Raw genomic sequence first — 21,384 nt, 5'->3', positions numbered from 1 at the left:
TGAACGCGGTGAGGGCCTGCTTTTCCAGACTGTGTCTTGCCAAGGATGGCAAGACCAAGCCTCCAAGGATGGGTTTACGGCGTGTCTGGGAAAGCAGGCCCTCATTGCGTTCTGGCACCGGGCAAGAAGTCTGGAAGGCGGCGAACTCCGTATTAAGAAGCTAACCGGAAACGGAGCCAACGATGAAATACAACGATCTGCGGGATTTTATTGACCAGTTGGAGAAGCTGGGCGAGCTGAAACGCATCTCAGTGGAAGTAGACCCCCATCTGGAAATGACCGAAATCTGTGACCGCACGCTGCGGGCAGGTGGGCCTGCGTTGTTGTTTGAAAACCCGAAAGGCTACGACATGCCCGTGCTTGCCAACCTGTTTGGCACCACCAGAAGAGTCGCCTTGGGCATGGGGCAGGAAAACGTAACCGCGCTTCGGGATATCGGCAAGCTGTTGGCTTACCTCAAGGAGCCGGATCCCCCTAAAGGCTTCAAAGACGCTATCGAGAAGTTGCCATTGCTTAGGCAAGTTATGCGCATGAGTCCAAAAGAGCTCAGGTCTGCGCCCTGTCAGGATGTGGTGATTAATAAAGATAATGTTGATCTGTACCAGATCCCCGTACAGCACTGCTGGCCGGGAGACGCCGGGCCGTTGGTGACCTGGCCTTTGGTGATTACCCGCGGTCCCCACAAAGAACGACAGAATCTCGGGATTTATCGGCAGCAGGTGATTGGCCGCAACCGGCTGATCATGCGCTGGTTGAGCCACCGCGGTGGCGCGTTGGATTTTCAGGAGTTTCAGAAACACAATCCAGACAAACCCTACCCCGTTGCAGTCGCCCTCGGCGCCGACCCTGCCACGATTCTTGGGGCCGTAACGCCTGTGCCCGATTCGCTCTCCGAGTATGCGTTTGCAGGCTTGCTGCGGGGCAGTCGCACCGAGCTTGTAAAATGTGGACTCAGCGATTTACAGGTTCCGGCCAGTGCAGAGATTGTTTTGGAGGGGTTTATTTACCCCGACGATCATGCGCCGGAGGGCCCGTTTGGAGATCACACAGGTTATTACAACGAAGTGGACGAGTTCCCAGTGTTCACTGTTGAGCGGATTACCCACCGCAAAGACCCTATTTATCACAGCACCTACACCGGCAGGCCGCCGGATGAGCCCGCTATTCTCGGAGTGGCGCTGAACGAGGTGTTTATTCCCATCTTGCAGAAACAATTCCCTGAAATCGTGGACTTTTACCTCCCGCCGGAAGGTTGCTCGTACCGCATGGCAGTTGTAACCATGAAGAAGCAGTACCCCGGCCATGCTAAGCGCGTGATGATGGGTGTATGGTCTTTTCTGCGCCAGTTTATGTACACCAAGTTTGTCATTGTGACTGATGACGATGTGGATGCCCGCAATTGGGAAGATGTAATCTGGGCTATTACCACCCGTATGGATCCTGCCCGCGATACTCTGTTGGTGGAAAATACGCCCATTGATTATTTGGACTTTGCCTCGCCTGTTTCTGGTCTTGGCTCCAAAATGGGTATGGATGCCACCAATAAATGGCCGGGTGAAACGACCCGCGAGTGGGGCGAGCCGATTGCTATGACAGACGCTGTAAAACAGCGTGTGGATGAACTCTGGGGTAGCCTGGGCATTGAAACCCCGGTTAATCGCCCCGACTGATATGGATAGCAGTCGGTGGCAGGTTGGCCTTGTGCCGTCCGGCATTCACTACGTGACGACCGCTGATAAGGATTTACTGAGCGCAGCAGTAGATGCAGGCGTAGCTGTTCCATCCGCTTGCAAAAATGGCGTATGCGAGCTCTGTGAGGCGCGTTTGCTCAGCGGCTCTGCTTTGAACACCCGAAACCAACAAATGATTCCGGTCGGCGCTCGGCTGATGATGTGTAGAACCGCAGCGCTCGACCATCTTGAACTGGAGATAAGTGCCGTTATGGCCGCAGGAAATAACCAGCCCCGCAAGTTTCAGGCAAACGTGGTGGATGTAAGTTCTATCAATCACGATGTATACCGGGTAGAGCTTCAGTTACCACGCCGGCGGGAGTTGTCTTTTCATGCTGGTCAATATTTGTCGGTTAATCTTCCGGATGCTGAACCTTGCTATTTCTCCATTGCCAGTAGCCCTGCAGAGCAAAATTTGGAGCTGCATATTCAGGCTTCTCCCGAGTGGGTGTCGGCACAAAAGGTAATTGATGCGCTAAGGTCTGGCCAAACAGTCAATTTGGAGCTGCCCCACGGCAAGGCATGTTTGGACTGCGCTCCGGATAAACCATTGCTATTGGTTGCTGCAGGTACCGGATTCGCTCAGATGAAAAGCTTGGTGGATTATTTGCGAGGTACATCTTTTTCCCAGCCGGTGAGCCTGTATTGGGGCGTGCGCCGCCATGAGGACATGTATCTCAGGTCTATGGCTCGGCAGTGGGAGGAAGACTGGCCGGAATTCAGTTTTCAGCCGGTTGTTGGTGACGATGATGACAGTGAATGGAGTGGTCACCACGATCAACTCGTGCGGGTTGTGCTAGCCTCCGGCATGGACTTGAGTAACGTTGATGTGCACGCTAGTGGGTCGCCAACCATGGTATACACGCTGATGGATGCCTTGGTGGAGGCAGGCCTACCACCCGAGGCATTCTTTTCTGATGTGTTGGAGTATGCACCTCGTAATTGAGGTGCTGTTGCCGACTTTAAAGAGAAAGCGCCGTATTGGGTTAGGCTCTGGGCATGGGCAGTTTCGGAAGCCCATTGTCGGTTGCTAGTCCCTGCATCATAAGTTTGATGCTTAGCTCTTCTTCGCCCATGTGAGCACTTAAACGGCTTAGCTCTGCTAGAGCTTCCCGGCTTCGACGTAACTTCAAACTTGTTTCGAAGTACTCCCGGGCTTTGCCCCACAGCTCATTTCTGAGGCTAAGGCGGCCTAACGCCAACAGTAGCTCTGCATTATTTGGGCGGTCTTTAAGCCACTGCTCTGCGGTAAGAAGCTGCTCATCCGGTTTGCGGCCCTCTATGCGGCCATACAGATTAACCAATTCATCGCTCCAATGGCTTTGTAAAACCTTGCGTAGCAACGTTTCGGTCTGGGCTTCATCGCCAAGACTGGCCAGTTGGTGCGCATAGTCACCGATGGTCTTCTCATCTTTACGCAAAAAGCTCGGCAGCTCGTCCCAAAGGCTGGTGAGCGGTTCTAAAGATGCGTTAGCATCGTCCTTTTGCTGACGCCGACAGTCCTCAGCGGCTTTCTCCAGCAGGTTGTGCCATACCAAGCGCTCCAGCTCAATGAGTTCGGATTCTGGCATCACACTGCGTTTACGCAATTCTGGCAAGAGCTTTGAAAGCTCGCGCCAGTCTTCTAGGCGAAGATAAGTATTTTTCAGAAGTTTGAGTACAAAAGGGTGATGCGGTGATTGCTTGCGCAAGCGCACGAGCGTTGCCAAAGCCTGTTCCAGGCGGTTGCCGGAAAGCTGCAACTGAGCCTGAGTAATACCCACGGCCATATCCGACCCGGGCGTGCTCTCGTACGCTTTTCGCAATAGTTCATCGACAGCCTCGTGGTCGCTGCACTCAAAAGCTGCCTGAGCTGCTGCCAAGTAATTGATAAGAGGTGTGTCTGCGTGGCCAGCTGCCGAGGTAAGCATTTTGCGGGCTCTTGGCCAATTACCTTCCGCCAATGCCAGCAAGCCCTTAGTGGTTCGGCGGCGGGCGCGACGCTCCTTGCTGCGGGATAGCCAGTTGGCCACCAATCCGGTGCCTTCTCGCATGCGGCGGAGCATGTTGATCGTGAGCACAATGAGTGCAACCACAACGACAATGAGGGCAAGCCCCACCCAGAAATTGGTTTCTACCAGATAATTGCCGAGGCTGATGCGAATGTACCCCAGATCATACTGCAAACCGAGGGAGAGCGCGGTGCCGATAAGCAGGGCGAACAGAACGATCAGAAGCAGGCGGATCATGAATCACGGCCTCCATTTGCTTCGCTGTTGCCGTTGCTATTGCTGAGACGGCCTGCAAGCCGCTCTTTGAGCAGATCCAGAGATTTACTGATGTCAGGCAAGTCTGGGGCTACGTTGCGGGCGCTCAGTTCACCGAGGGTTTTAGTGAGGGCGCTTACCCGTGGGTTGCTTGCATCGTACCAGTCTTCAACCGCAGCTTGCGCTTTGACGAGGGCCCTTTCATACAATGGTTGGTTGCCCCTGAGCACTGCCATTTCGGCTTCTTCGAGCATCAGTTGCAGGTTTAGGCGAGCATAGGCGCTTTGGTCCGGCGACAGAAGCGGTTTTACCGACTCATCAAGGCGGCGAACGACAACGACCTGCATCAAGGTAGACTTGAACTTTCTCCAGCCTTTTATCAGCATGCCCGGCTCACCGCCTTCTTCGGGCTCTGCTCCGGGCTGTGAATTGCCGACAAACCCGGGCGCCTGTTCGCTAATAAGAGCCTGATCGGTAAGCTGGTGTACGCTGTCGATGGCGGCTTCAAGAGTAAGGTAAAGCCCAGTTCTGTCGACGTTACTAATGCCTTTCAGGGATAGGATTTCGCGCGCGAGCTGCTGGCGTACAGGGTAGACGCCGATGTCGTCCGATTCAGTCAGTACGTCGTCTGCGGCTTCAAGGGCCGACAAAGCTCCACGAATGTCTTTCTCTATCATTAAGCGCTGGTTTGCAATGCGTAGCAGGTATTCCGCCTCTGCCAACAACCAGTCGGTGCGAGTGCGGTTTCCAGCTTCAAGCAACTCGCGGGCATTGTGATCGATTTGCCGCTGTTGGGTAGCAATCAGCTCGCGCTGGGACGCCAGCTTATCTTCCAGAGCTTGCAAGCGTTGGCTCTGCTGGCCACCCCTGTCGCCATACAGGCTTTCGAGTTGCGCGGTATCCTGTTGTAGGCTTTTCAGTGCCTGCATTGTCGTTTGGTTTCCGTTCCATTGTTGCCAGTTCCACAACGCCAGTACGACAACACTGATCAGTGCAATGATGGCGATAACCCAGATTGGCCAGACTTTCTGCCGTGTGGGTTGTTCTTTGGCAATCGGTGCGGGTAATTGTTTTGTTGTTTCAGTCACGGGCGTCCTTACTTAGCTCTTCCGGTGTCACCGTCGCGGCCGGTCAACTGTTCTGCTACGGCGGCCACAATGTCGTTGTCGGCAAGGCTTTCTGGTATACACGGAGCATTGAATCCCGCTGCACGGGCCTGATCGGCAATACGCCGGGCGGGTACAATAACGGGGCTATCGTATAGATTATGGCTGCAATTCGAACATAGTGCGATGAGATTGTTCAGGGTTTCTCCGGAGAGCGCAATAATGGCGTCCGGTGCAAACGTTTTCAGTGCATTGTGGATCTGTGCGGAGGTGTAGTTTGGACAGAATCGGCGATAAAGCGGCATCACAGTGACACGTGCACCGCGCGCCTCAAGCGTTTTCCGGGTTAGCTCCCGGCCTTCCTCTCCTCTGGCAACCAGAACACGCTCTCCTTCAAAATGCGCCAAAGAGGGCAATTTGAGCAAGGCTTCGCTGGTCCAGCCTTCGTCTGGTTTGCGGGGATTCAATCCATACTCTGCAAGAGCTTTGGCTGTGCCAGCTCCTACGCCATACCAATATAGCCCAACAGGTAGTTGAGGCCACCAGATATCGAGTTCGTCTAGCAGAAGGCGGGCTGCGTATGGGCTAACAGCAATGACGTGGGAAAATTCATCAAGGCTAAGGATAGTGCTGCGCCGTTCCGGAGTTTCCGGTAGGGGTTCTCGCTCAACCAGCGGAAACACGTGCGCTTCAGCACCCGCAGCTTGGAACTGCCGAGCCAATCGAGATGCTTCCGGCTCTGGCCGACATATCAAAACGCGTCGGCCAGCCAGTTTGTAGGACTCAGTGGGGAGTGTGACCATAAATTTCAGCCAGCACTTTGTCTGCGCCCAATGCTAAAAGGTCTTCTGCCAGTTCACGGCCCAAGCGCTCGCCTTCAGCACGGGGTGCTCGGCCTTCAACTCGGAGTATTTGAGTGCCGTCAACGGCGCCAACCAATCCACGTAGCCACAGTGTGTTGTCGTCTTCCAGCAACGCATAGGCAGCGATAGGCACTTGGCAGCCACCTTCAAGGCGACGGTTAAGAGCTCTTTCAGCTTTAACCCGATCGGCTGTGTCCGCATGGTTCAGCGGCTCAAGCATCGCGCGAAGCTCGTCATCATTGAGCCGACATTCGATACCAAGGGCACCTTGACCTACGGCGGGTAGAGATACGGTGTCTGGCATGGAGTAACGAATCCGCTCATGAAAGCCCAGACGCTTTAAGCCAGAGCTGGCTAGTACAATGGCGTCGTAATCGCCGGCGTCCAACTTTGCCAGACGGGTGTTAACATTGCCCCGTAGCACTCGAATTTCCAGATCGGGTCTGTAAGCCCGGAGCTGAGATTCCCGGCGCAGGCTGGCGGTGCCAACTATTGCACCTTGGGGAAGGGCGTCAACGTTAGCGTATTGGTTGCTAACGAAGGCGTCGGTCGGGTCGTCCCGTTCACAGATTGCAACCAGACCCAGACCCTCGGGAAAGGCCATGGGCACATCCTTCATCGAATGCACGGCGAGGTCAGCGCGGCCATCAAGCATGGCCTCTTCCAGCTCTTTTACAAACAGGCCTTTGCCGCCGATCTTGGCGAGTGGTACATCAAGGATCTTATCGCCCTGAGTTTTGATCTTTATCAGCTCAACAACCACGTTGTCGTGGAGCCGTTCCAATTCGGCCTTAATAAATTCTGCCTGCCACAGCGCCAAGGCACTGCTGCGGGTTGCGACACGAAGGGTTCGTTTAGACATGATGCTCACTGTCGATTCTGAAAAATGTCCGCCAAGGTTACCCTGTGGCGCCGAAAAAGTCCCGTGGGACCCTAGCCTTGCAGACCCTGAAGCCATTGGCGAACGTTGCTGGAGTGTCGGCGGCTTACTGGTAGTTCGCCCAGACCATCTCTTAGCTGCAAGAGGTTGTGGCCATCCGGTGTTCGGCGCAAGGCCTGTATGAAACGCACACCCACCAGCGTGTTACGGTGAATCCTAAGCAGTTGGTTAGGGTAAGCGCTTTCCAGTTCTTTTAAGGTGTAATCGGAAACAGTTCCACCACGGGAATGATGAATGGTCACGTATTTTTGATCGGCCTGACAATAGCGGATCCCGGCTATATCAATCAGCTCAGTCCCCCTGTGTGTGCGAACGGCCAGTTGCTCATCTTCGGTTGTTTCACGATCCGTGTTATTTCCCGCAATGCTGGCGGAAAGCGTTTGTATTTGTACGCGATTGACCCGACCGGCGCGGCCCAGCGCCTCAGCAAGTGCGTCCTTGCGCACAGGTTTGAGCAGGTAGGCCACGGCTTGCACATCGAACGCTTGAATGGCGTAGTTGTCGTAGGCGGTGCAGAAAATAATAGCTGGTGGATTGTTAAGTTGGCTTAGATTTGCGGCGGCCTCCATCCCGTCCATGCCGGGCATTCTTATATCCAGCAATAGAATGTCTGGGTGCAGCTCGGCAACGTTCGCAAGTGTCGCTTCACCATCACCAGCTTCACCGCATACCTGATAGTCCGGCATGCCCTCGACCAAGCGCCTGAGACGTTGCCGGGCCAAAGGCTCATCATCGGCGATGAGTATCTTCTGTTTAGTCATGAATGCTTTATGGTTTTTGGCAGCCTTAAGGTTACCGTGTAAACCTCTCCCTGATGGCTGTGTTTCAAAACGGAAGCCTCTCCAAATAGTGCATGCAATCGTGCTTGAATGTTACTCAAGGCCATGCGGTTGCCCTTGTGCTGGTCGCAATCTTCTTTGGGTTTGGGGTTTTGTACCAACAAATACACAAAGCTACCGCGCTCTTCTACTTCGATGCGCACGGTGCCGCCCTCCGGCCGTGGCTGTATGCCGTGATAAACCGCATTCTCAACTAGTGGTTGAAGAGTAAGCGGAGGAATGGCCTGACGCTCCAAGCCGTCGGCGATATGCCATTCCAGTTTCAGGCGTGGGCCAAGGCGCAGAGACTCAATGGCGAGATAGCGTTTGCAGAGGTCTAGCTCCTTTGCTAGTGGGATAAGCTGGTCGCCGGTGCGTAAGCTGGCCCGAAAGAGTTCAGATAAATCCAAAACAGCGTCTTCTGCCAACTCGGGGTCTGTGGCGATAAGGCTGGCGATTGTGTTCATGCTGTTGAATAGAAAGTGCGGTTGTATACGCGCTTGCAGTGCTGTTAGGTGCGCTTGCATTTCTGCTTCTCGCTGCTGTTGCCACTGGTGTTGCAAATAGAAATAACGAAGTACCATTAGAACAATAAGTAGCGCCAGAAGTAGCTTCTTGGCAATAGCTTGCCAGCCGATGATACCCGGTTGCGGATGTAACACGCTGTCGGCGAAAAGACTGAATGCCAGCACATCCAACAGCACTATAAGTGCAATGGCAAGGGTGGCCCGGGCTACAGATAGCTTGGCTAGGCGCGAGCGCAAAAGGCAGATCAGCGCGGCGCTGGTAAGGGTTGTCCACTGCACAAATAATGACAGGAGCGCGAAATAGTTCCAGTCAATCCAGCCGTCGTTCGCCTGAACAATGGCCAGTACCAGCACCATTAGTTCGCTGGTGATGAGTAGCATGAACACAGAACGAACCCGGCACAGATCCGGCACGAAAAAATCCCGCATCACGACGGATTTGGATTTGCTCAGTGGAGTCTCTTTTCTCCCAATCAGAATGTTATACTCCCGCAACGTTTAATCTACCCAGTTCCCGCCAGATAATGCCGGGCTGTCAGCAGGAAATATAGACCATGACGGACCAGAAAAAACCTGATCAGGCCACAAGCTCTGAAAAACCTTGGGGCGGACGCTTCAGTGAACCTACAGACGCATTTGTGGAGCGCTTTACCGCATCTGTAGGGTTTGATCAGCGCCTGTACCACCATGATATCACTGGCTCTATTGCACACGCGACTATGCTCGCTGAAGTTGGCGTGCTCACCGTGGAGGAGCGTGACAGTATTATTGATGGCTTAAGCGGGGTGAAAGAAGACATTGAAGCAGGGCGCTTTGAGTGGTCGGTAAGCCTTGAAGACGTGCACATGAATATAGAGGCCCAACTAACCAAGCGTATTGGCATCACCGGTAAAAAGTTACACACCGGGCGAAGTCGGAACGATCAGGTAGCTACGGACATTCGCCTGTACCTGCGAGATGAAATCGATGTGATTGCGGAGGAGCTTCGCCGTTTGCAAACGGGGCTGCTGGATCTGGCGGAGCGTGAAGCCGATACCATCATGCCCGGCTTTACCCACCTTCAGACAGCTCAGCCGGTAACCTTCGGGCACCACCTGCTGGCTTGGTATGAAATGCTTGTGCGTGATGCTGAGCGTTTGCAAGATTGCCGCAAACGGGTGAACGTTATGCCTCTGGGGGCGGCGGCTTTGGCGGGCACCACTTACCCCATCGATCGGGCCATGACCGCTCGACTGCTTGGCTTTGATCGACCCACGGAAAATTCTCTTGATTCCGTCAGCGATCGGGATTTTGCCATTGAATTTTGCGGCTTTGCGGCCCTGCTGATGACTCATCTTTCGCGCTTCAGCGAAGAACTGGTGCTGTGGGCATCTGCTCAGTTTGATTTCATTGATTTGCCCGATCGCTTTTGCACCGGGTCTTCCATTATGCCCCAGAAGAAGAACCCGGATGTTCCGGAGCTGGTTCGTGGTAAAACGGGCCGGGTGAACGGCCATCTGATCAGCCTGCTTACCCTGATGAAAAGCCAGCCACTGGCCTACAACAAGGACAACCAGGAGGACAAGGAGCCTTTGTTCGATACCGTAGATACCGTTAAGGGTTGCTTAAAGGCCTACGCCGACATGGTTCCGGCCATTCGCGCCAAGGCTGAAAACATGCGCGTAGCGGCTAAACGCGGCTTCTCTACGGCGACGGATTTGGCGGATTATCTGGTCAAGAAGGGCATGCCCTTTCGCGACGCCCACGAAGTTGTCGGCAAGGCAGTGGCTTTCGGCGTGGCTGAAGCGCGGGACCTTTCTGATATGACACTGGAAGAGCTGAAACGTTTCTCCGACACTATAGGAGAAGATGTGTTTGATGTGCTGACGCTGGAAGGTTCAGTTCAGGCCCGTGACCATCTGGGCGGTACTGCTCCGAATCAGGTACGGGACGCTGTTGCACGCGCGCGTAAGCTGTAAGGCAGACTTCATGAACCTAACCCTGTGCTTATAGGCCAATAAGCACAGGGTTAGCCGCCAATTCGCCCAGTGGAAAGGTCTACAGCCACGGGCCTTAGCTCGGCAAGAGGTTTTGGCGAGCTAATTCTGAAGCCCTGACCGTAGTGAATGCCTAGAGTGCGGACCTTCTGGAGAATCTCGTCGTTTTCTATATAAGTAGCCACCGTTATTTTCCCCGCCTCTTGAGCGATCCGCTGCAGAGCTTCCACCATTATCTGTTGAACGGGATCGTCTCCAAGCCTGAGCATTAGGCTACGATCGAGTTTAATAACGTCTACCGGCAGCCTTGCTGCAAGGCTGAAGCTTTCCACCGAGGCGCCCGCACCGTCCAGAGCGATACGACAACCAATCCTGTGTAGGTCGTCGCAGAGAACGGCCACCTCATCAGGGTACTGGGTGGCGTGGGCTTCGCGGATTTCAAAGCAGAAACTTTCAGCTGGGTAGTTGGTAACCCTGACCACAGACTCTACGAAATCCGCAAACGTGTCATCCAGAACGCTGGCAAGAGACAGGTTGAATCCGCAGTATTTGAGCCTGGGTTCCAGCAGACGGTGGTCGTCCAGCCAACTGAGTGTTTGTAGAATCACTTGTCTGTCCAGCCGCTTCGCTAGATCAAACCGCTCCGCTGCCGGAAGAAACTGATCCGGCTGCAGCCGTTGGTCCTGCTTGTGATAGCCAGGGATGCGGCAGAGAATTTCTATGTGGTCGCCCCAAGTAACACTGGCAACCGGCCTGAGAGACTGAAATTCAAGAACCAGCGATTGCTGGTCCAGAGCATTGCGTATCTGGTCGACGTATTCATTGCTGTCGTTGCTGTCTGAAAGACGAGACGCGTGGGCGGTGTGAATCCGGTTGCGCCCGGATGTCTTCGCATCGTGGCATAGGTCTGCCGCTTGCCCCAGAAGTTGTTCGGGGTCGGCAGGTGTGTTTTTGCCTATAATGAGCAAGCCGCCGCTGGCGGTGGTTTGCAATTGATGGCCTTGCCACTCGAAAACAAAACTCTGGATGACGTTTAGAATGTCGTCTGCGAGTTTACGGGCGCCAGACTCTGTATAGTTTTCAATGAGTAACGCGAAGGTGTCGCCAGAAAGCCGCGATACGGTGTCTTGTGGACGGCTGCGAACACCGAGGGTGCCAGCCAGTTCCCTAAGGTAGCGGTCGCAAGCACCGTTGCCAGCAGTGCTGTTGAAATGCCCGAACGCATCCAGATTCAAATATAAAAGACTTGTGTCGCTGGCTTTGTCCTCTTTCTGCTCCAGGCTGCGCTGGAGGCGGGCGATAAACTCCCTCCGGTTTGTTAGCCCGGTTACCGGGTCGTGTCGGTAACGGTACTCGCTATCACCGGAGTTGCTGGCGCGGTTGCTGATGTTACTGGCCACAACGACTGCGCCCGCGGTTTCGCCCTTGGTAGCATCCTTGCCAGCATTACGGGATCCCGCTGGATGATCCGTCAAGCGCTGGTAATGGAATTCGTATACCGGCCACTCACCGCTTTGTTGGGTGATGGGCATGTCGACAACGAAGCTGTCTTGTTCGAAAGCCCTGCGCCAAAGTCGTTCCGCCAAATGCCGTTCATTGAGGTGCTTTTCCAACAACTGGCTCAGGTTGTCGCCAACTCTGGGTGTAACGCCGTATATGCTGGCAAATAGACGGGCATAGGGGGTGTTGAAGTGCAGCAGATTCAGATTTTTATCCACCGCTGCTATCAACCCGGGGCTTGCTGCGGTGGTGGCACTTAGGATTTTTTCAGTTCTGATACGGGCTTGGTCCCGTTGCATTTCGCCTGTGCGGTCAATCAGGGTTCCACCCATTTTTCGTACTTTACCGCCAACATTGAGCGCGCGGCCGTTCAGGGTGGCACGGATCTTTTTTTCTTTAGCGGTAATCAGGTTTAATTCAATAGTGAAGGGCGCGCCGGTATGGGCGCATCGCCGGAATAGAGCCCGAACGCGGTCCTGACCATTTGGACAATAAAACAGGGCCTGCTCTGGCGTAATGCCTGTGCCCGGCTTTAGTTCAAGTAACTGGTACAAACCCTCTGTCCAAATAATTCGGTTGCTGGCGATATCCAGCTCCCAGATACCGAAGCCTGCTGCGCTCTCGGCGTAACGAAGCAGGCGGGGGTCTATGGCAGAGCTTGCCTCTTGGGTAATACGGGCGCTGGCTGCTTCGTCTGAATCGCGCATACTGACACGCAATGAGAGGCTAGCCGTGTAGAAAAAACCTTCTTTGTGGCGAAAAGTGACCATCACGGTTTGCCCGCTCTCTAAGCGGTGACGGTTCACTGGCGCGAAAGGGTCATCCTCTCTGGATGCTAATATCATATGAGCTGCAACGCCCTGTAGCTCGCTGGCGTTGTATCCCAGTACTGCCTCAGCATTGTTGTCAGCGAATAGCACCTTACCTTCGTCGTCGACACGAAATAGGGTTTGACGATCGGAACCGGTGGATGTGTCTGCACGATAACGCTGTATGACAAACTCTTTCACTGGGCAGGGCCTCGGATTCTCTTAAGCGTACTTCGCTTTTGTTTTTCTGATGGTTTTGCAACGATGAGTTCATCATACTAATAAATAAACCGGAAAGAACCTCTCTCCCGGAGCTGCCTTGACTGCCCATGCCGCACCCATAGCCCTAGATTTCGATGAGGGTATTGACCGCAAAACCCTGCGTCGTCTGCGGGACAGGTTCCTCATGGTTAACCGCCGGCGTTGGCAGCGAGCCCACTTATCGCTTACATACAGGCAGCAGGTGGTGCTCGAAATTCTGCCTCTGGTGTTTCATACAAACCACCCGGCCTTGCCCGGTTATCTGGATGTGAATTGCCCCTATGGCCTGAGCCATTATCAGCCGGATGTCGCCACTCTTGGCGCAGCGCGGCGTTTGGCGCGGACGTTCAGCCTTCGAGACGAAGGCAAACGTCGGCCCGATTTGCAGGCGTTGTTCTTGATGGGTAGCCCCGGCACTCTGGGCCATTCTGTCGCCAGTGATCTGGATGTTTGGTTGTGCCATCGCGATGACCTCCCGGAACCGGGTATTTGTCGTCTCGAGCGCAAGGCACAGAAACTGACGGAGTGGGCGTCGTCTTTTGGTATCGAGCTGCATGTGTTTGTCTTTTCTGCCGTCGATTGGCGCGAAGGGCGGCAGCGTGCAAAGATAAGCGGCGAGAGCTGCGGTAGTGCCCAGCACTACCTCTTATTGGATGAGTTTTACCGCACTAGCATACATTTAGCAGGGTGTTACCCTCTTTGGTGGTTGGTCCCCTCAGAGCAGGAGCAGCACTATCGGCAGTGTGTAAACCGACTGGTGGATTATCGTTTTATTCGGGGCGACGAATACATCGATTTTGGTGCTGTGCCGTTTATACCCACCACTGAGTTTCTCGGTGCGGGGGTGTGGCAGCTCTACAAGGGAATTGATGCGCCCTGGAAGTCGATTCTGAAATTGTTGTTGATTGAATGCTATGCCCAAACGCAAGAGCTGCCGGTGTTGTCTCGTGCTTTCAAGCAGGCAGTGTTCAACGGTATCACCGATGTGGATGTGTTGGACCCCTACGTGATGCTGTACCACCGACTTGAACATTGGTTAACTGAGACGGGAGCGCATGCCCGGCTGGATTTGGTCCGTCGCAGTTTGTACATCAAAGCGGGGCTACCGCTCACTCGCATAGAGGGTGAGCAGGGGGCAGAAGTTTGGAGAGTCGGGTTGCTACAGAACCTGATAAGCCGTTGGGGCTGGCAGAAAAAGCAGATTGAAGTGCTGGATAATCGACAGCGCTGGCGGGCGGAAGAAGTTGCATCCCTGCGCCGGGCGATGGTGTCGGAACTGACACACAGCTATCGGCTGCTTTCGAAAATGGCCCGCGATGATGGCGAGCAGTCCGCGATTAGCGCTAATGATCTCAACCTTCTTGGTCGAAAGCTCTACGCCGCTTTTCAGCGAAAAGCAGGGAAGATTGAGCAGGTTAACCCTGGATTGGCACCATCGTTGGCAGAAGAAAATCTTGCTTTCCACTATCGATCGGATCAGGGCGAGGGAGGATCCGGGTGGCTGCTGTATCGTGATCTGGAAGACCCTCAGGATGCCTTCTGGCAGGCGGCAATAAGGCGTTCCGGTAACCTTTCTGAGCTGGTGGCTTGGTGCTATTTCAATGGTTTGCTGACACGCTCAACCCGCCTCAATGTCCGTGCTTTGCGGGGCATTGTCTCTGTCAGTGAATTGCGTGAAATGCTGGATGCGCTCGCAAGCTTTGTGCCTTTTCCTGTGCCGCCAGCAGAGCGCGAAGCTCTGGCCCGAGGCGTTCGTCCGCTGCGTAACCTTCTACTGATCAACGTGGGCGTTGATCCGCAGGCTCATCTTACAGAGTTAGGGTTGCACAAATTGAGTGCCCGGCATGATTCTCTGGGATTTAGTGGTGGGCGGGAGAATCTGGTTGTTACTATCGATCACATTACGCTCAATAGTTGGCACGAGGTTAGTCTTCAGCACTATGCTTCCGGTGACACTTTAATACAGTGTTTGAAGAATGTGCTCGCCTCAGTGGCATTGGCGCCCCACAACATTCCCGACATGAGCGTGCATAGCCATAACCGAGGGCATGGTGGCGCGATTGCACGTAGAGTGCGCGAACTGTTTGCCGATGTGTTGCGCCAGTTTTTTGCGGGCGGTACCGGGCCGCATCCCTTGCGTTATGTTATTGAAATGGATCGCCGGTACTTTTTGCTGGAATTCAGTGGCTCGGAGCCCGGATTTGTGGTGCTTGAAAGCTTGTCCGCACTGATGGACTGCCTCGCCCAGCCACGGGATATCTATCTACCCATTGTGTTTGATCGCCATGCGCTGCTGGATCAACCGGCTCTGCGGGCGGTCTGCCAAGCCAGCGAGCCAGTCAGCATTCAGGTTTTTTATGTTATTCGCAGTGGGCAGGTTCAGATTTGGGTGATTGATGAGCGCGGCTCATTGTTCAGTTGGAGTCAGCGGATCGCTAGTCGCCGCCATCTTATGACACCCTTGCTGCGCTTTTTGGAGAACCTGATTGAGCGACGCATGCTGCGCACCAGCGATGTGCCCGTCGCTTTGGCTGGAGTGCGCTGCTACGAGCTGGTTGTAAGTGATGGGCTTTGGCGGCCGGAGTTTCGGCCGCAACCGGATACCGAGGGTCGGCTGCCGGGTTTTGAAGTGCAAGCCGTCGGCATTCAGGAGGGTAATAGCCGTGTTCGCTTTGACCTGTACTGTGCAGAGCAGGAGTTTACGGTGCTGCAATACGGCGACCAGCTAGTTCCGGCAGTTGCCCACTACATCCATTCGCTGCGCCAGAGCGGTGACCGCTATCCAATCTACCTTACGGACGTGCACTTGCCTCACGATTTGGATCCAAGGGTATATCAGCGGGACATACAGACCAGTCAATACCTCTATTACCGCGCTTTTCTGGAGGAAGCCTTAAACCGTGAATTGGACACGCTTCAATAGCCTGTCGTTCTCGCGGTGCAGGGCGAGGGTCAGGTATACTTTCGTTATTATCAACTCTCGATATGAATTCTTACTATAAACTGAAAGGTGCCAAGCATGCGGGCAGTGAACATGCCGATCGTGATACTGGTTGTGGCAACTGCGCTGGGTGGCTGCGGCCAAAAAGGGCCGCTATACCGTGAGAATCCGGATGTATCCGGATCTGTCGCCGGTAAACCCGTCAGCGCCGAAGTGCAAACCGAGCGCTCGGGCGACCGCAAGCCAGACGAGCAATAGTTCTGCCGATACCAGCACCGAGACACGAATCAGGAATCAAATGGATCATTTCAACTACCGTGACGGCGAGCTTTACGCCGAAGATGTATCTGTCTCCTCCATTGCCGAGCGCTTTGGTACGCCAGCTTATGTATATTCCCGAGCGGCTATTGAACAGCATTACAAAGCCTATGACGATGTCCTGAAGGGGCGCAAGCTCCTTGTTTGTTATGCCGTTAAAGCCAATAGTAATCTGGCCGTGCTGAATGTACTTGCGCGCTTGGGCGCAGGTTTTGACATTGTGTCTGCCGGTGAGCTGGAGCGGGTTCTGCGTGCAGGCGGCGATGCAAGCAAGGTTGTGTTTTCCGGTGTCGGAAAGCAGGAATGGGAAATGCGCAGGGCCCTAGAGGTTGGTGTTCGTTGCTTCAACGTGGAGTCTGATACCGAACTGGACAGGCTCAATGCGGTGGCTGGCGAGTTGGGTGTTAAAGCCCCCGTCTCGCTTCGTGTGAATCCGGATGTCGATGCCGGAACGCACCCATACATCTCTACGGGCCTGAAAGAAAACAAGTTCGGTATTGATATCACAGAGGCGCCAGCAGTCTACGCTCGTGCCGCAACCCTGCCGAATCTGGATATCCAAGGCGTGGATTGCCACATAGGCTCGCAGCTTATCTCTGTCTCTCCGTTTATGGATGCCCTCGACAGGGTCTTGGCTCTGGTCGATGAATTGGCAAGAAGTGGCATCCATATTCGGCACCTTGATATGGGCGGTGGTCTGGGCGTTACCTACCACGATGAGCAGCCGCCCAAACCCTCTGACTATGTCCGCGCTTTGCATGAGCGCATTGGTGACCGTAAGTTGGAGTTGGTTCTTGAACCGGGGCGGTCCATTGCGGCGAACGCCGGTATCCTGATTACCCGCGTGGAATTCCTGAAGTGCACTGAGCACCGCAATTTTGCGATTATTGATGCCGCTATGAATGACCTGATTCGCCCGGCTCTCTACAGCGCCTGGCAGGCCATTGTTCCAGTACAACCCCATCTGGATGCGGAAGAAAAGGTCTGGGATTTGGTTGGCCCTGTGTGTGAAACCGGGGATTTTCTTGGTAAAGACCGCCCCCTCAGGCTCAATGCCGGGGACCTTCTGGCTGTGCGCTCTGCCGGTGCCTATGGCTTTGTGATGAGCTCTAACTACAATACCCGAAACCGCCCGCCTGAGCTGATGGTGGATGGTGATCAGGTACACGTAGTTCGCCGTCGTGAAACCATTCAGGACCAGCTTGCACCTGAAAACTGCCTGCCAGAATGAGCGGCGGACAGGAAACGGGCCAGCAGCGCCGCAACCAGGGCCCGCTGTTAAGGTTCAGCAAGATGCACGGGCTGGGCAATGACTTCATGGTAATCGACGCCATCAGTCAACCGTTTAGGCTGCGCCCGGAAATGATTAGGGAACTGGCAGACCGGAATTTTGGTGTCGGTTTTGACCAGCTTTTGGTTGTAGAGCCGCCCGGGCTGCCGGATGTGGACTTTCGTTACCGCATCTTCAACGCCGATGGCTCGGAAGTTGAGCAGTGTGGCAATGGCGCCCGATGCTTCGCCAAGTTCGTGCGCGACCAGCGTCTGACGAATAAAAAGATCATCCGTGTGCAAACGGCCAATGGCGTGATTGAGTTACGTGCGGTTAAAGATAGCATGGTGATGGTCAATATGGGCGTGCCGGAGCTGAATCCGGCGGCGATTCCGTTTGCTGCTGAGCGCCGCAAAGACGTTTACACCGTAGACGTGGGTACGGAGCCCGTTGAACTCAGTGCTGTCTCTATGGGTAACCCCCATGCGGTCATTGTGGTTGAGGATGTGGACTCTGCGCCAGTGTCAGAGCTTGGCTCGCGTTTGGAATATCACCCAAGGTTTCCCTCGCGAGCCAATATTGGCTTTTTGCAGATAGTCAGTCGCAACCATGTGCGCCTGAGGGTCTATGAGCGTGGTTCGGGCGAAACCCTTGCCTGTGGAAGCGGAGCTTGCGCAGCAGTGGTGGCGGGTCGTTTACGGGGCCTGCTAGATGACCGCGTGGAGGTTGAACTGCCTGGTGGGCGGCTAGTCATCGAATGGCAGGGTGAGGGGGCGCCTGTTATGATGGAAGGGCCTGCTACGAGTGTATTTGAAGGGCAGTTGAGACTGCCTGGTGATTCAAGTGGTAGCCGGCGCCGAAAGCCCAGCCGCCCAAACAAACAACGGATCTGACGACAGCCAGGAGTGCACAATGACAGACCAAACGGCCCACCAGAAGGCCGGAGAGCTCACCCGCGAGGCCGTGGCTGAGTACTTAAAGCATAACCCTGATTTTTTTGTCGATCAGGATGAGCTTTTGCGCAGCCTAACATTGCCCCACGACAGTGGCCGGGCGATCTCCTTGGTTGAGCGGCAGGTGCACCTGTTTCGCGAACAGCGGGACACGCTCCGCCATGAACTTGTAGAGCTGGTGTCCATTGCTCGCCACAACGACCGCCTGTTTGAAAAGAGCAAGCGGTTGTTGATGCAAGTGATTGAAGCCCGCAATCTAATGGATATGGCATCCGCTATTGATGACAGCATCCGCGGCGACTTCGGGTTAGATGCGGCTTCGGTCATTTTATTTGCCGATGGGGATGTGCTCGGAAACTCTCAGGGCGCTCTGCATGTTGTAAGCCCTGCGGATGCACAAGAGCGCCTCGGTAATCTTTTGGAAGGCAGTCGCGCAGTCTGTGGCCAGTTCCGTGAGAACGAGCGGGAGTTCCTGTTCCCGGATCGGGACGAGCCCATTGCTTCTGTTGCCTTGGTTCCTTTGCGCCATGACGAACTAGTAGGAGTGTTCGCGGTCGGAAGTTGCCAGCCTGGTTACTTTGATCAAAGCATGGGTTCACTGTTTCTCAGTTACATCAGTGACACCCTAAGCCGATTACTGCCACCCATGGTGCGCCGCCATACTACGGCCGCTCCAGTTACCGATCTCGCGACGGAGTCCCGCTAGAGTGACCGCTTCGCCCGCCCCAGCTCTCGTGCCTGATGAGTTGAGCGGGTGCATGATCGCCTTTATACGACACCTTGCATCCGAGAAGCGCCATTCGCCCCGAACCTGTGACAGCTATCAGCGCGACCTGCAGCGGTTGGCCATCTGGCTTGTGGAGCAGGGCAACCCCGAGTGGCGCAACGTTAGCGGTTACGATCTGCGCCGTTATGTAGCCAACCTTAGCCGTGCGGGGTTGAGTGGTCGCAGCATTGCCCGGCACCTGTCCGCCATACGACGTTTTTACCAATATTTGTTGCGGGAACGCCTAGCCACAGACAACCCCGCCCTCGACATTCGTGCGCCGAAAAGCAGCCGGCGTTTGCCCAGTGTGGCCGACGTCGATCAGCTCAATTCTCTTCTGGATGCCGCACCGGACGACCCTTTGGAAGTTCGCGACCGGTGCATGTTTGAGTTGATGTATTCTTCGGGCCTGCGCTTGGCGGAACTGGCCAGCTTGGATGTCAATGCCGTTGATTGCATTGGTGGCGAAGCGAGGGTTGTCGGGAAAGGCGGCAAAACACGGCTGCTCCCTGTTGGACGAAAAGCGCTGGAAGCTATAGCTCAGTGGTTGCCCTTTCGCGCAGGCCTTGCCCCGGAAGCTGAACCCGCCCTATTTGTAAGCCGCCGGGGCGATCGCATCAGTCATCGCAGTATTCAGGCCCGTCTGAGCCGCTGGGGCGTTGTAAAAGGTGCAGACCAGAAACTCCACCCACATATGCTCCGACACTCCTTTGCCAGCCACATGCTTGAATCCAGTGGTGATTTACGAGCGGTTCAGGAATTGCTGGGTCATGCGGACATTGCTACAACTCAGGTCTATACTCATCTTGATTTCCAGCATTTGGCCCGGGTTTACGACCAGAGCCACCCCAGAGCGCGTCGACGCAATTCGCGTGACTACGACGACCAGAACGCCGGACAAGAAGGAACTACTTGATGTCATCGGATCAGACCTGGAAGGACAAGTACTTTCAGGAACTTGAATCTGCAGAGCAGAGGGAAGAACATTGGAAAGCTGAGCGCAATATTCTGGAGCGTATGCTGGTGCGCACCAGTCTTGCGTCTGCAGGCCAAACACCCGAGTTGGATCGTTTGCTTGATCTAATAAGGTCTGACCTGCGCAAAGGCAAAGTTGAGGTGGATAGCTGGCGGCAATTGCAGGAGCAAATAGATCACCAGATCGCTTTGTTGGACGAGATGCCCGCTGCGGCAGCTAGTCATTCCCATAAGCCCTCTGTGGCGATGGTTGAAGGCGAAAGCGCTGTAAGTGAGAAGGCGAGCGAGACAGGTCCGCTTGAGCCGGCCCCCGGTATTGAAGATCAGAGCCAGCGGCTGCGAATCGCCCGGCGTGTGGGCCACCTACTTGGGCAACTGCTCAGTCAGGTTTCTCTGGACTCGAGTGCGGAGTCGCGGGCGCGAAACCTTCAAAAAGCACTGCTTTCGAGCGGCAACTGGGATGAATTACGGGACGGGTTGAATCAGGTGGCAGACTTGATTGTGGCCGCTGTAACCCGCAGTCAGCGCGAGTTTGAAGCCTTTCTCAAGCGCCTTGATGAGCGACTTGAGTCCTTGCAGGAGCATTTTTTCCAGCAATCATCGGCGCAGTCTAGCCGTCAGGCGGCAGCCGAAACCTTGGACCGCAATATCCGTGATGAGATCGAGCAGGTTGGGCGGCACATTGAAGCAGGTGGCGACCTTAACGAGCTAAAACAGTCTGTCACTAGCCACTTAGAGTCTATTGGTCAAGCCGTCGGACGTTTCCGGGTTGAAGAAACGGAACGGGAAAAAGTGTTGTCTGAACAGCTCGCGGCTATGCAGGAAAAAATGGCGGCCATGGAAGCACACTCTGAACAAATGCAGGGGCAGGTAAAAAAGGAACGTGCGCGAGCCATTACCGATCTGCTTACACAGCTGCCCAATCGTGAAGCCTGGCAAGAGCGCCTGTCTTTTGAATTCAATCGCTGGAGGCGTTATCAGTATCCACTAACCATTGGGGTTTTGGATATCGATTTGTTCAAACGTGTGAACGACTCCTATGGACACAAAGCTGGCGATAGGGTGCTCCAACTGGTGGCTAGAGAAATCAAAAAGCGGTTGCGCGAAACGGATTTCGTTGCGCGCTTTGGTGGCGAAGAGTTTGCACTGCTTTTCCCGGAAACACACGCTGAAGATGCTCGCGCAGTACTGGACAAGCTGCGTGCCCATGTCAGCGCGCTGCCGTTCCACTTTGGCGGCGAGCCTGTAACCATCACCTTCTCTAGCGGCTTGGCGGCCTTCAACCCCGATGACACTGAGGAATCGGTCTTTGATAGAGCCGACAAGGCACTCTATGTTGCCAAGGACAATGGCCGGAACTGTATTAAGATCGGTTAGATCTGAGG

General features: G+C 54.7%; 17 protein-coding genes. 10 read left to right on the top strand and 7 right to left on the bottom strand.

From position 1 onward, the window contains the following. Positions 1–182 precede the first annotated feature (182 nt). Together ubiD and KO508_RS00720 are read left to right on the top strand one after the other, a co-directional pair. Positions 183–1,670, top strand: coding sequence for a 4-hydroxy-3-polyprenylbenzoate decarboxylase (ubiD, locus tag KO508_RS00725; protein WP_216006444.1), 1,488 nt, complete (start codon positions 183–185; stop codon positions 1,668–1,670). Between the two features lies 1 nt (position 1,671). Continuing rightward, the gene (locus KO508_RS00720) at positions 1,672–2,676 is read left to right on the top strand and encodes an FAD-binding oxidoreductase (protein ID WP_216006443.1); all 1,005 of its coding nucleotides are present in this window, start codon (positions 1,672–1,674) and stop codon (positions 2,674–2,676) included. Positions 2,677–2,716: 40 nt separating this feature from the next. Here KO508_RS00720 and KO508_RS00715 read toward each other — a convergent pair whose 3' ends face one another. From KO508_RS00715 to KO508_RS00690, 6 genes are all read right to left on the bottom strand, one after another. Beyond that, positions 2,717–3,958, bottom strand: coding sequence for a heme biosynthesis HemY N-terminal domain-containing protein (locus KO508_RS00715; RefSeq protein ID WP_216006442.1), 1,242 nt, complete (start codon positions 3,956–3,958; stop codon positions 2,717–2,719). Continuing rightward, positions 3,955–5,064 carry a uroporphyrinogen-III C-methyltransferase gene (locus tag KO508_RS00710; RefSeq protein WP_216006441.1) on the bottom strand — a complete coding sequence of 370 codons (1,110 nt, stop codon included), beginning with the start codon at positions 5,062–5,064 and terminating at the stop codon, positions 3,955–3,957. The genes KO508_RS00715 and KO508_RS00710 overlap by 4 nt, the downstream gene beginning before the upstream one ends. Positions 5,065–5,072: 8 nt before the next feature. Then, on the bottom strand, positions 5,073–5,885 hold the full coding sequence (locus tag KO508_RS00705) for a uroporphyrinogen-III synthase (protein ID WP_216006440.1): 813 nt from the start codon (positions 5,883–5,885) through the stop codon (positions 5,073–5,075). Beyond that, positions 5,866–6,807: a hydroxymethylbilane synthase gene (hemC, locus tag KO508_RS00700; protein WP_216006439.1), complete on the bottom strand. Its 942-nt coding sequence runs from the start codon at positions 6,805–6,807 to the stop codon at positions 5,866–5,868. Before hemC ends, KO508_RS00705 begins: the two co-directional genes overlap by 20 nt. Positions 6,808–6,878: 71 nt before the next feature. After that, positions 6,879–7,646, bottom strand: a complete 768-nt coding sequence (locus KO508_RS00695; protein ID WP_216006438.1) for a LytR/AlgR family response regulator transcription factor — start codon at positions 7,644–7,646, stop codon at positions 6,879–6,881. Continuing rightward, positions 7,643–8,659: a sensor histidine kinase gene (locus tag KO508_RS00690; RefSeq protein ID WP_216007272.1), complete on the bottom strand. Its 1,017-nt coding sequence runs from the start codon at positions 8,657–8,659 to the stop codon at positions 7,643–7,645. The genes KO508_RS00695 and KO508_RS00690 overlap by 4 nt, the downstream gene beginning before the upstream one ends. A gap of 125 nt (positions 8,660–8,784) precedes the next feature. Here KO508_RS00690 and argH point away from each other — a divergent pair, with 125 nt between their 5' ends. Beyond that, positions 8,785–10,188: an argininosuccinate lyase gene (gene argH, locus KO508_RS00685; protein ID WP_216006437.1), complete on the top strand. Its 1,404-nt coding sequence runs from the start codon at positions 8,785–8,787 to the stop codon at positions 10,186–10,188. A 50-nt stretch (positions 10,189–10,238) separates the two neighbouring features. Here argH and KO508_RS19000 read toward each other — a convergent pair whose 3' ends face one another. Further along, complete coding sequence (locus KO508_RS19000; RefSeq protein WP_216006436.1) at positions 10,239–12,716, bottom strand: EAL domain-containing protein; 2,478 nt, start codon at positions 12,714–12,716, stop codon at positions 10,239–10,241. Positions 12,717–12,834: 118 nt separating this feature from the next. Here KO508_RS19000 and KO508_RS00675 point away from each other — a divergent pair, with 118 nt between their 5' ends. From KO508_RS00675 to KO508_RS00645, 7 genes are all read left to right on the top strand, one after another. After that, positions 12,835–15,699, top strand: coding sequence for a class I adenylate cyclase (locus KO508_RS00675; RefSeq protein ID WP_216006435.1), 2,865 nt, complete (start codon positions 12,835–12,837; stop codon positions 15,697–15,699). A gap of 96 nt (positions 15,700–15,795) precedes the next feature. Further along, the gene (gene lptM, locus KO508_RS00670) at positions 15,796–15,975 is read left to right on the top strand and encodes an LPS translocon maturation chaperone LptM (protein ID WP_216006434.1); all 180 of its coding nucleotides are present in this window, start codon (positions 15,796–15,798) and stop codon (positions 15,973–15,975) included. Positions 15,976–16,015: 40 nt separating this feature from the next. Continuing rightward, the gene (gene lysA / locus KO508_RS00665; RefSeq protein WP_216006433.1) at positions 16,016–17,266 is read left to right on the top strand and encodes a diaminopimelate decarboxylase; all 1,251 of its coding nucleotides are present in this window, start codon (positions 16,016–16,018) and stop codon (positions 17,264–17,266) included. After that, positions 17,263–18,198 (top strand): diaminopimelate epimerase, encoded by a 936-nt coding sequence (gene dapF, locus KO508_RS00660; protein WP_216006432.1) that lies wholly within the window; start codon positions 17,263–17,265, stop codon positions 18,196–18,198. The genes lysA and dapF overlap by 4 nt, the downstream gene beginning before the upstream one ends. A gap of 19 nt (positions 18,199–18,217) precedes the next feature. Then, positions 18,218–18,964 carry a DUF484 family protein gene (locus tag KO508_RS00655; protein WP_216006431.1) on the top strand — a complete coding sequence of 249 codons (747 nt, stop codon included), beginning with the start codon at positions 18,218–18,220 and terminating at the stop codon, positions 18,962–18,964. 52 nt (positions 18,965–19,016) lie between these two features. Beyond that, the gene (gene xerC, locus KO508_RS00650; RefSeq protein ID WP_216006430.1) at positions 19,017–19,940 is read left to right on the top strand and encodes a tyrosine recombinase XerC; all 924 of its coding nucleotides are present in this window, start codon (positions 19,017–19,019) and stop codon (positions 19,938–19,940) included. Further along, positions 19,940–21,376, top strand: coding sequence for a GGDEF domain-containing protein (locus KO508_RS00645; protein ID WP_216006429.1), 1,437 nt, complete (start codon positions 19,940–19,942; stop codon positions 21,374–21,376). Before xerC ends, KO508_RS00645 begins: the two co-directional genes overlap by 1 nt. The last annotated feature ends 8 nt before the right edge of the window (positions 21,377–21,384 follow it).

The sequence above is a fragment of the Marinobacter salexigens genome, from assembly GCF_018860765.1.
In the GTDB taxonomy this organism is placed as follows: domain Bacteria; phylum Pseudomonadota; class Gammaproteobacteria; order Pseudomonadales; family Oleiphilaceae; genus Marinobacter; species Marinobacter salexigens_A.
The sequence above is the reverse complement of the archived record's forward strand: the minus strand, read 5'-3'. Positions and strand labels throughout refer to the sequence as shown.

Coding starts and splice junctions, on each gene's coding strand:
- dapF (WP_216006432.1), top strand. CDS start 17,263: ATGAGCGGCGGACAGGAAACGGGCCAGCAGCGCCGCAACCAGGGCCCG.
- KO508_RS00655 (WP_216006431.1), top strand. CDS start 18,218: ATGACAGACCAAACGGCCCACCAGAAGGCCGGAGAGCTCACCCGCGAG.
- KO508_RS00705 (WP_216006440.1), bottom strand. CDS start 5,885: ATGGTCACACTCCCCACTGAGTCCTACAAACTGGCTGGCCGACGCGTT.
- KO508_RS00645 (WP_216006429.1), top strand. CDS start 19,940: ATGTCATCGGATCAGACCTGGAAGGACAAGTACTTTCAGGAACTTGAA.
- argH (WP_216006437.1), top strand. CDS start 8,785: ATGACGGACCAGAAAAAACCTGATCAGGCCACAAGCTCTGAAAAACCT.
- ubiD (WP_216006444.1), top strand. CDS start 183: ATGAAATACAACGATCTGCGGGATTTTATTGACCAGTTGGAGAAGCTG.
- KO508_RS00720 (WP_216006443.1), top strand. CDS start 1,672: ATGGATAGCAGTCGGTGGCAGGTTGGCCTTGTGCCGTCCGGCATTCAC.
- KO508_RS00690 (WP_216007272.1), bottom strand. CDS start 8,659: ATGCGGGATTTTTTCGTGCCGGATCTGTGCCGGGTTCGTTCTGTGTTC.
- xerC (WP_216006430.1), top strand. CDS start 19,017: ATGATCGCCTTTATACGACACCTTGCATCCGAGAAGCGCCATTCGCCC.
- KO508_RS00695 (WP_216006438.1), bottom strand. CDS start 7,646: ATGACTAAACAGAAGATACTCATCGCCGATGATGAGCCTTTGGCCCGG.
- KO508_RS00715 (WP_216006442.1), bottom strand. CDS start 3,958: ATGATCCGCCTGCTTCTGATCGTTCTGTTCGCCCTGCTTATCGGCACC.
- lptM (WP_216006434.1), top strand. CDS start 15,796: ATGCGGGCAGTGAACATGCCGATCGTGATACTGGTTGTGGCAACTGCG.
- hemC (WP_216006439.1), bottom strand. CDS start 6,807: ATGTCTAAACGAACCCTTCGTGTCGCAACCCGCAGCAGTGCCTTGGCG.
- lysA (WP_216006433.1), top strand. CDS start 16,016: ATGGATCATTTCAACTACCGTGACGGCGAGCTTTACGCCGAAGATGTA.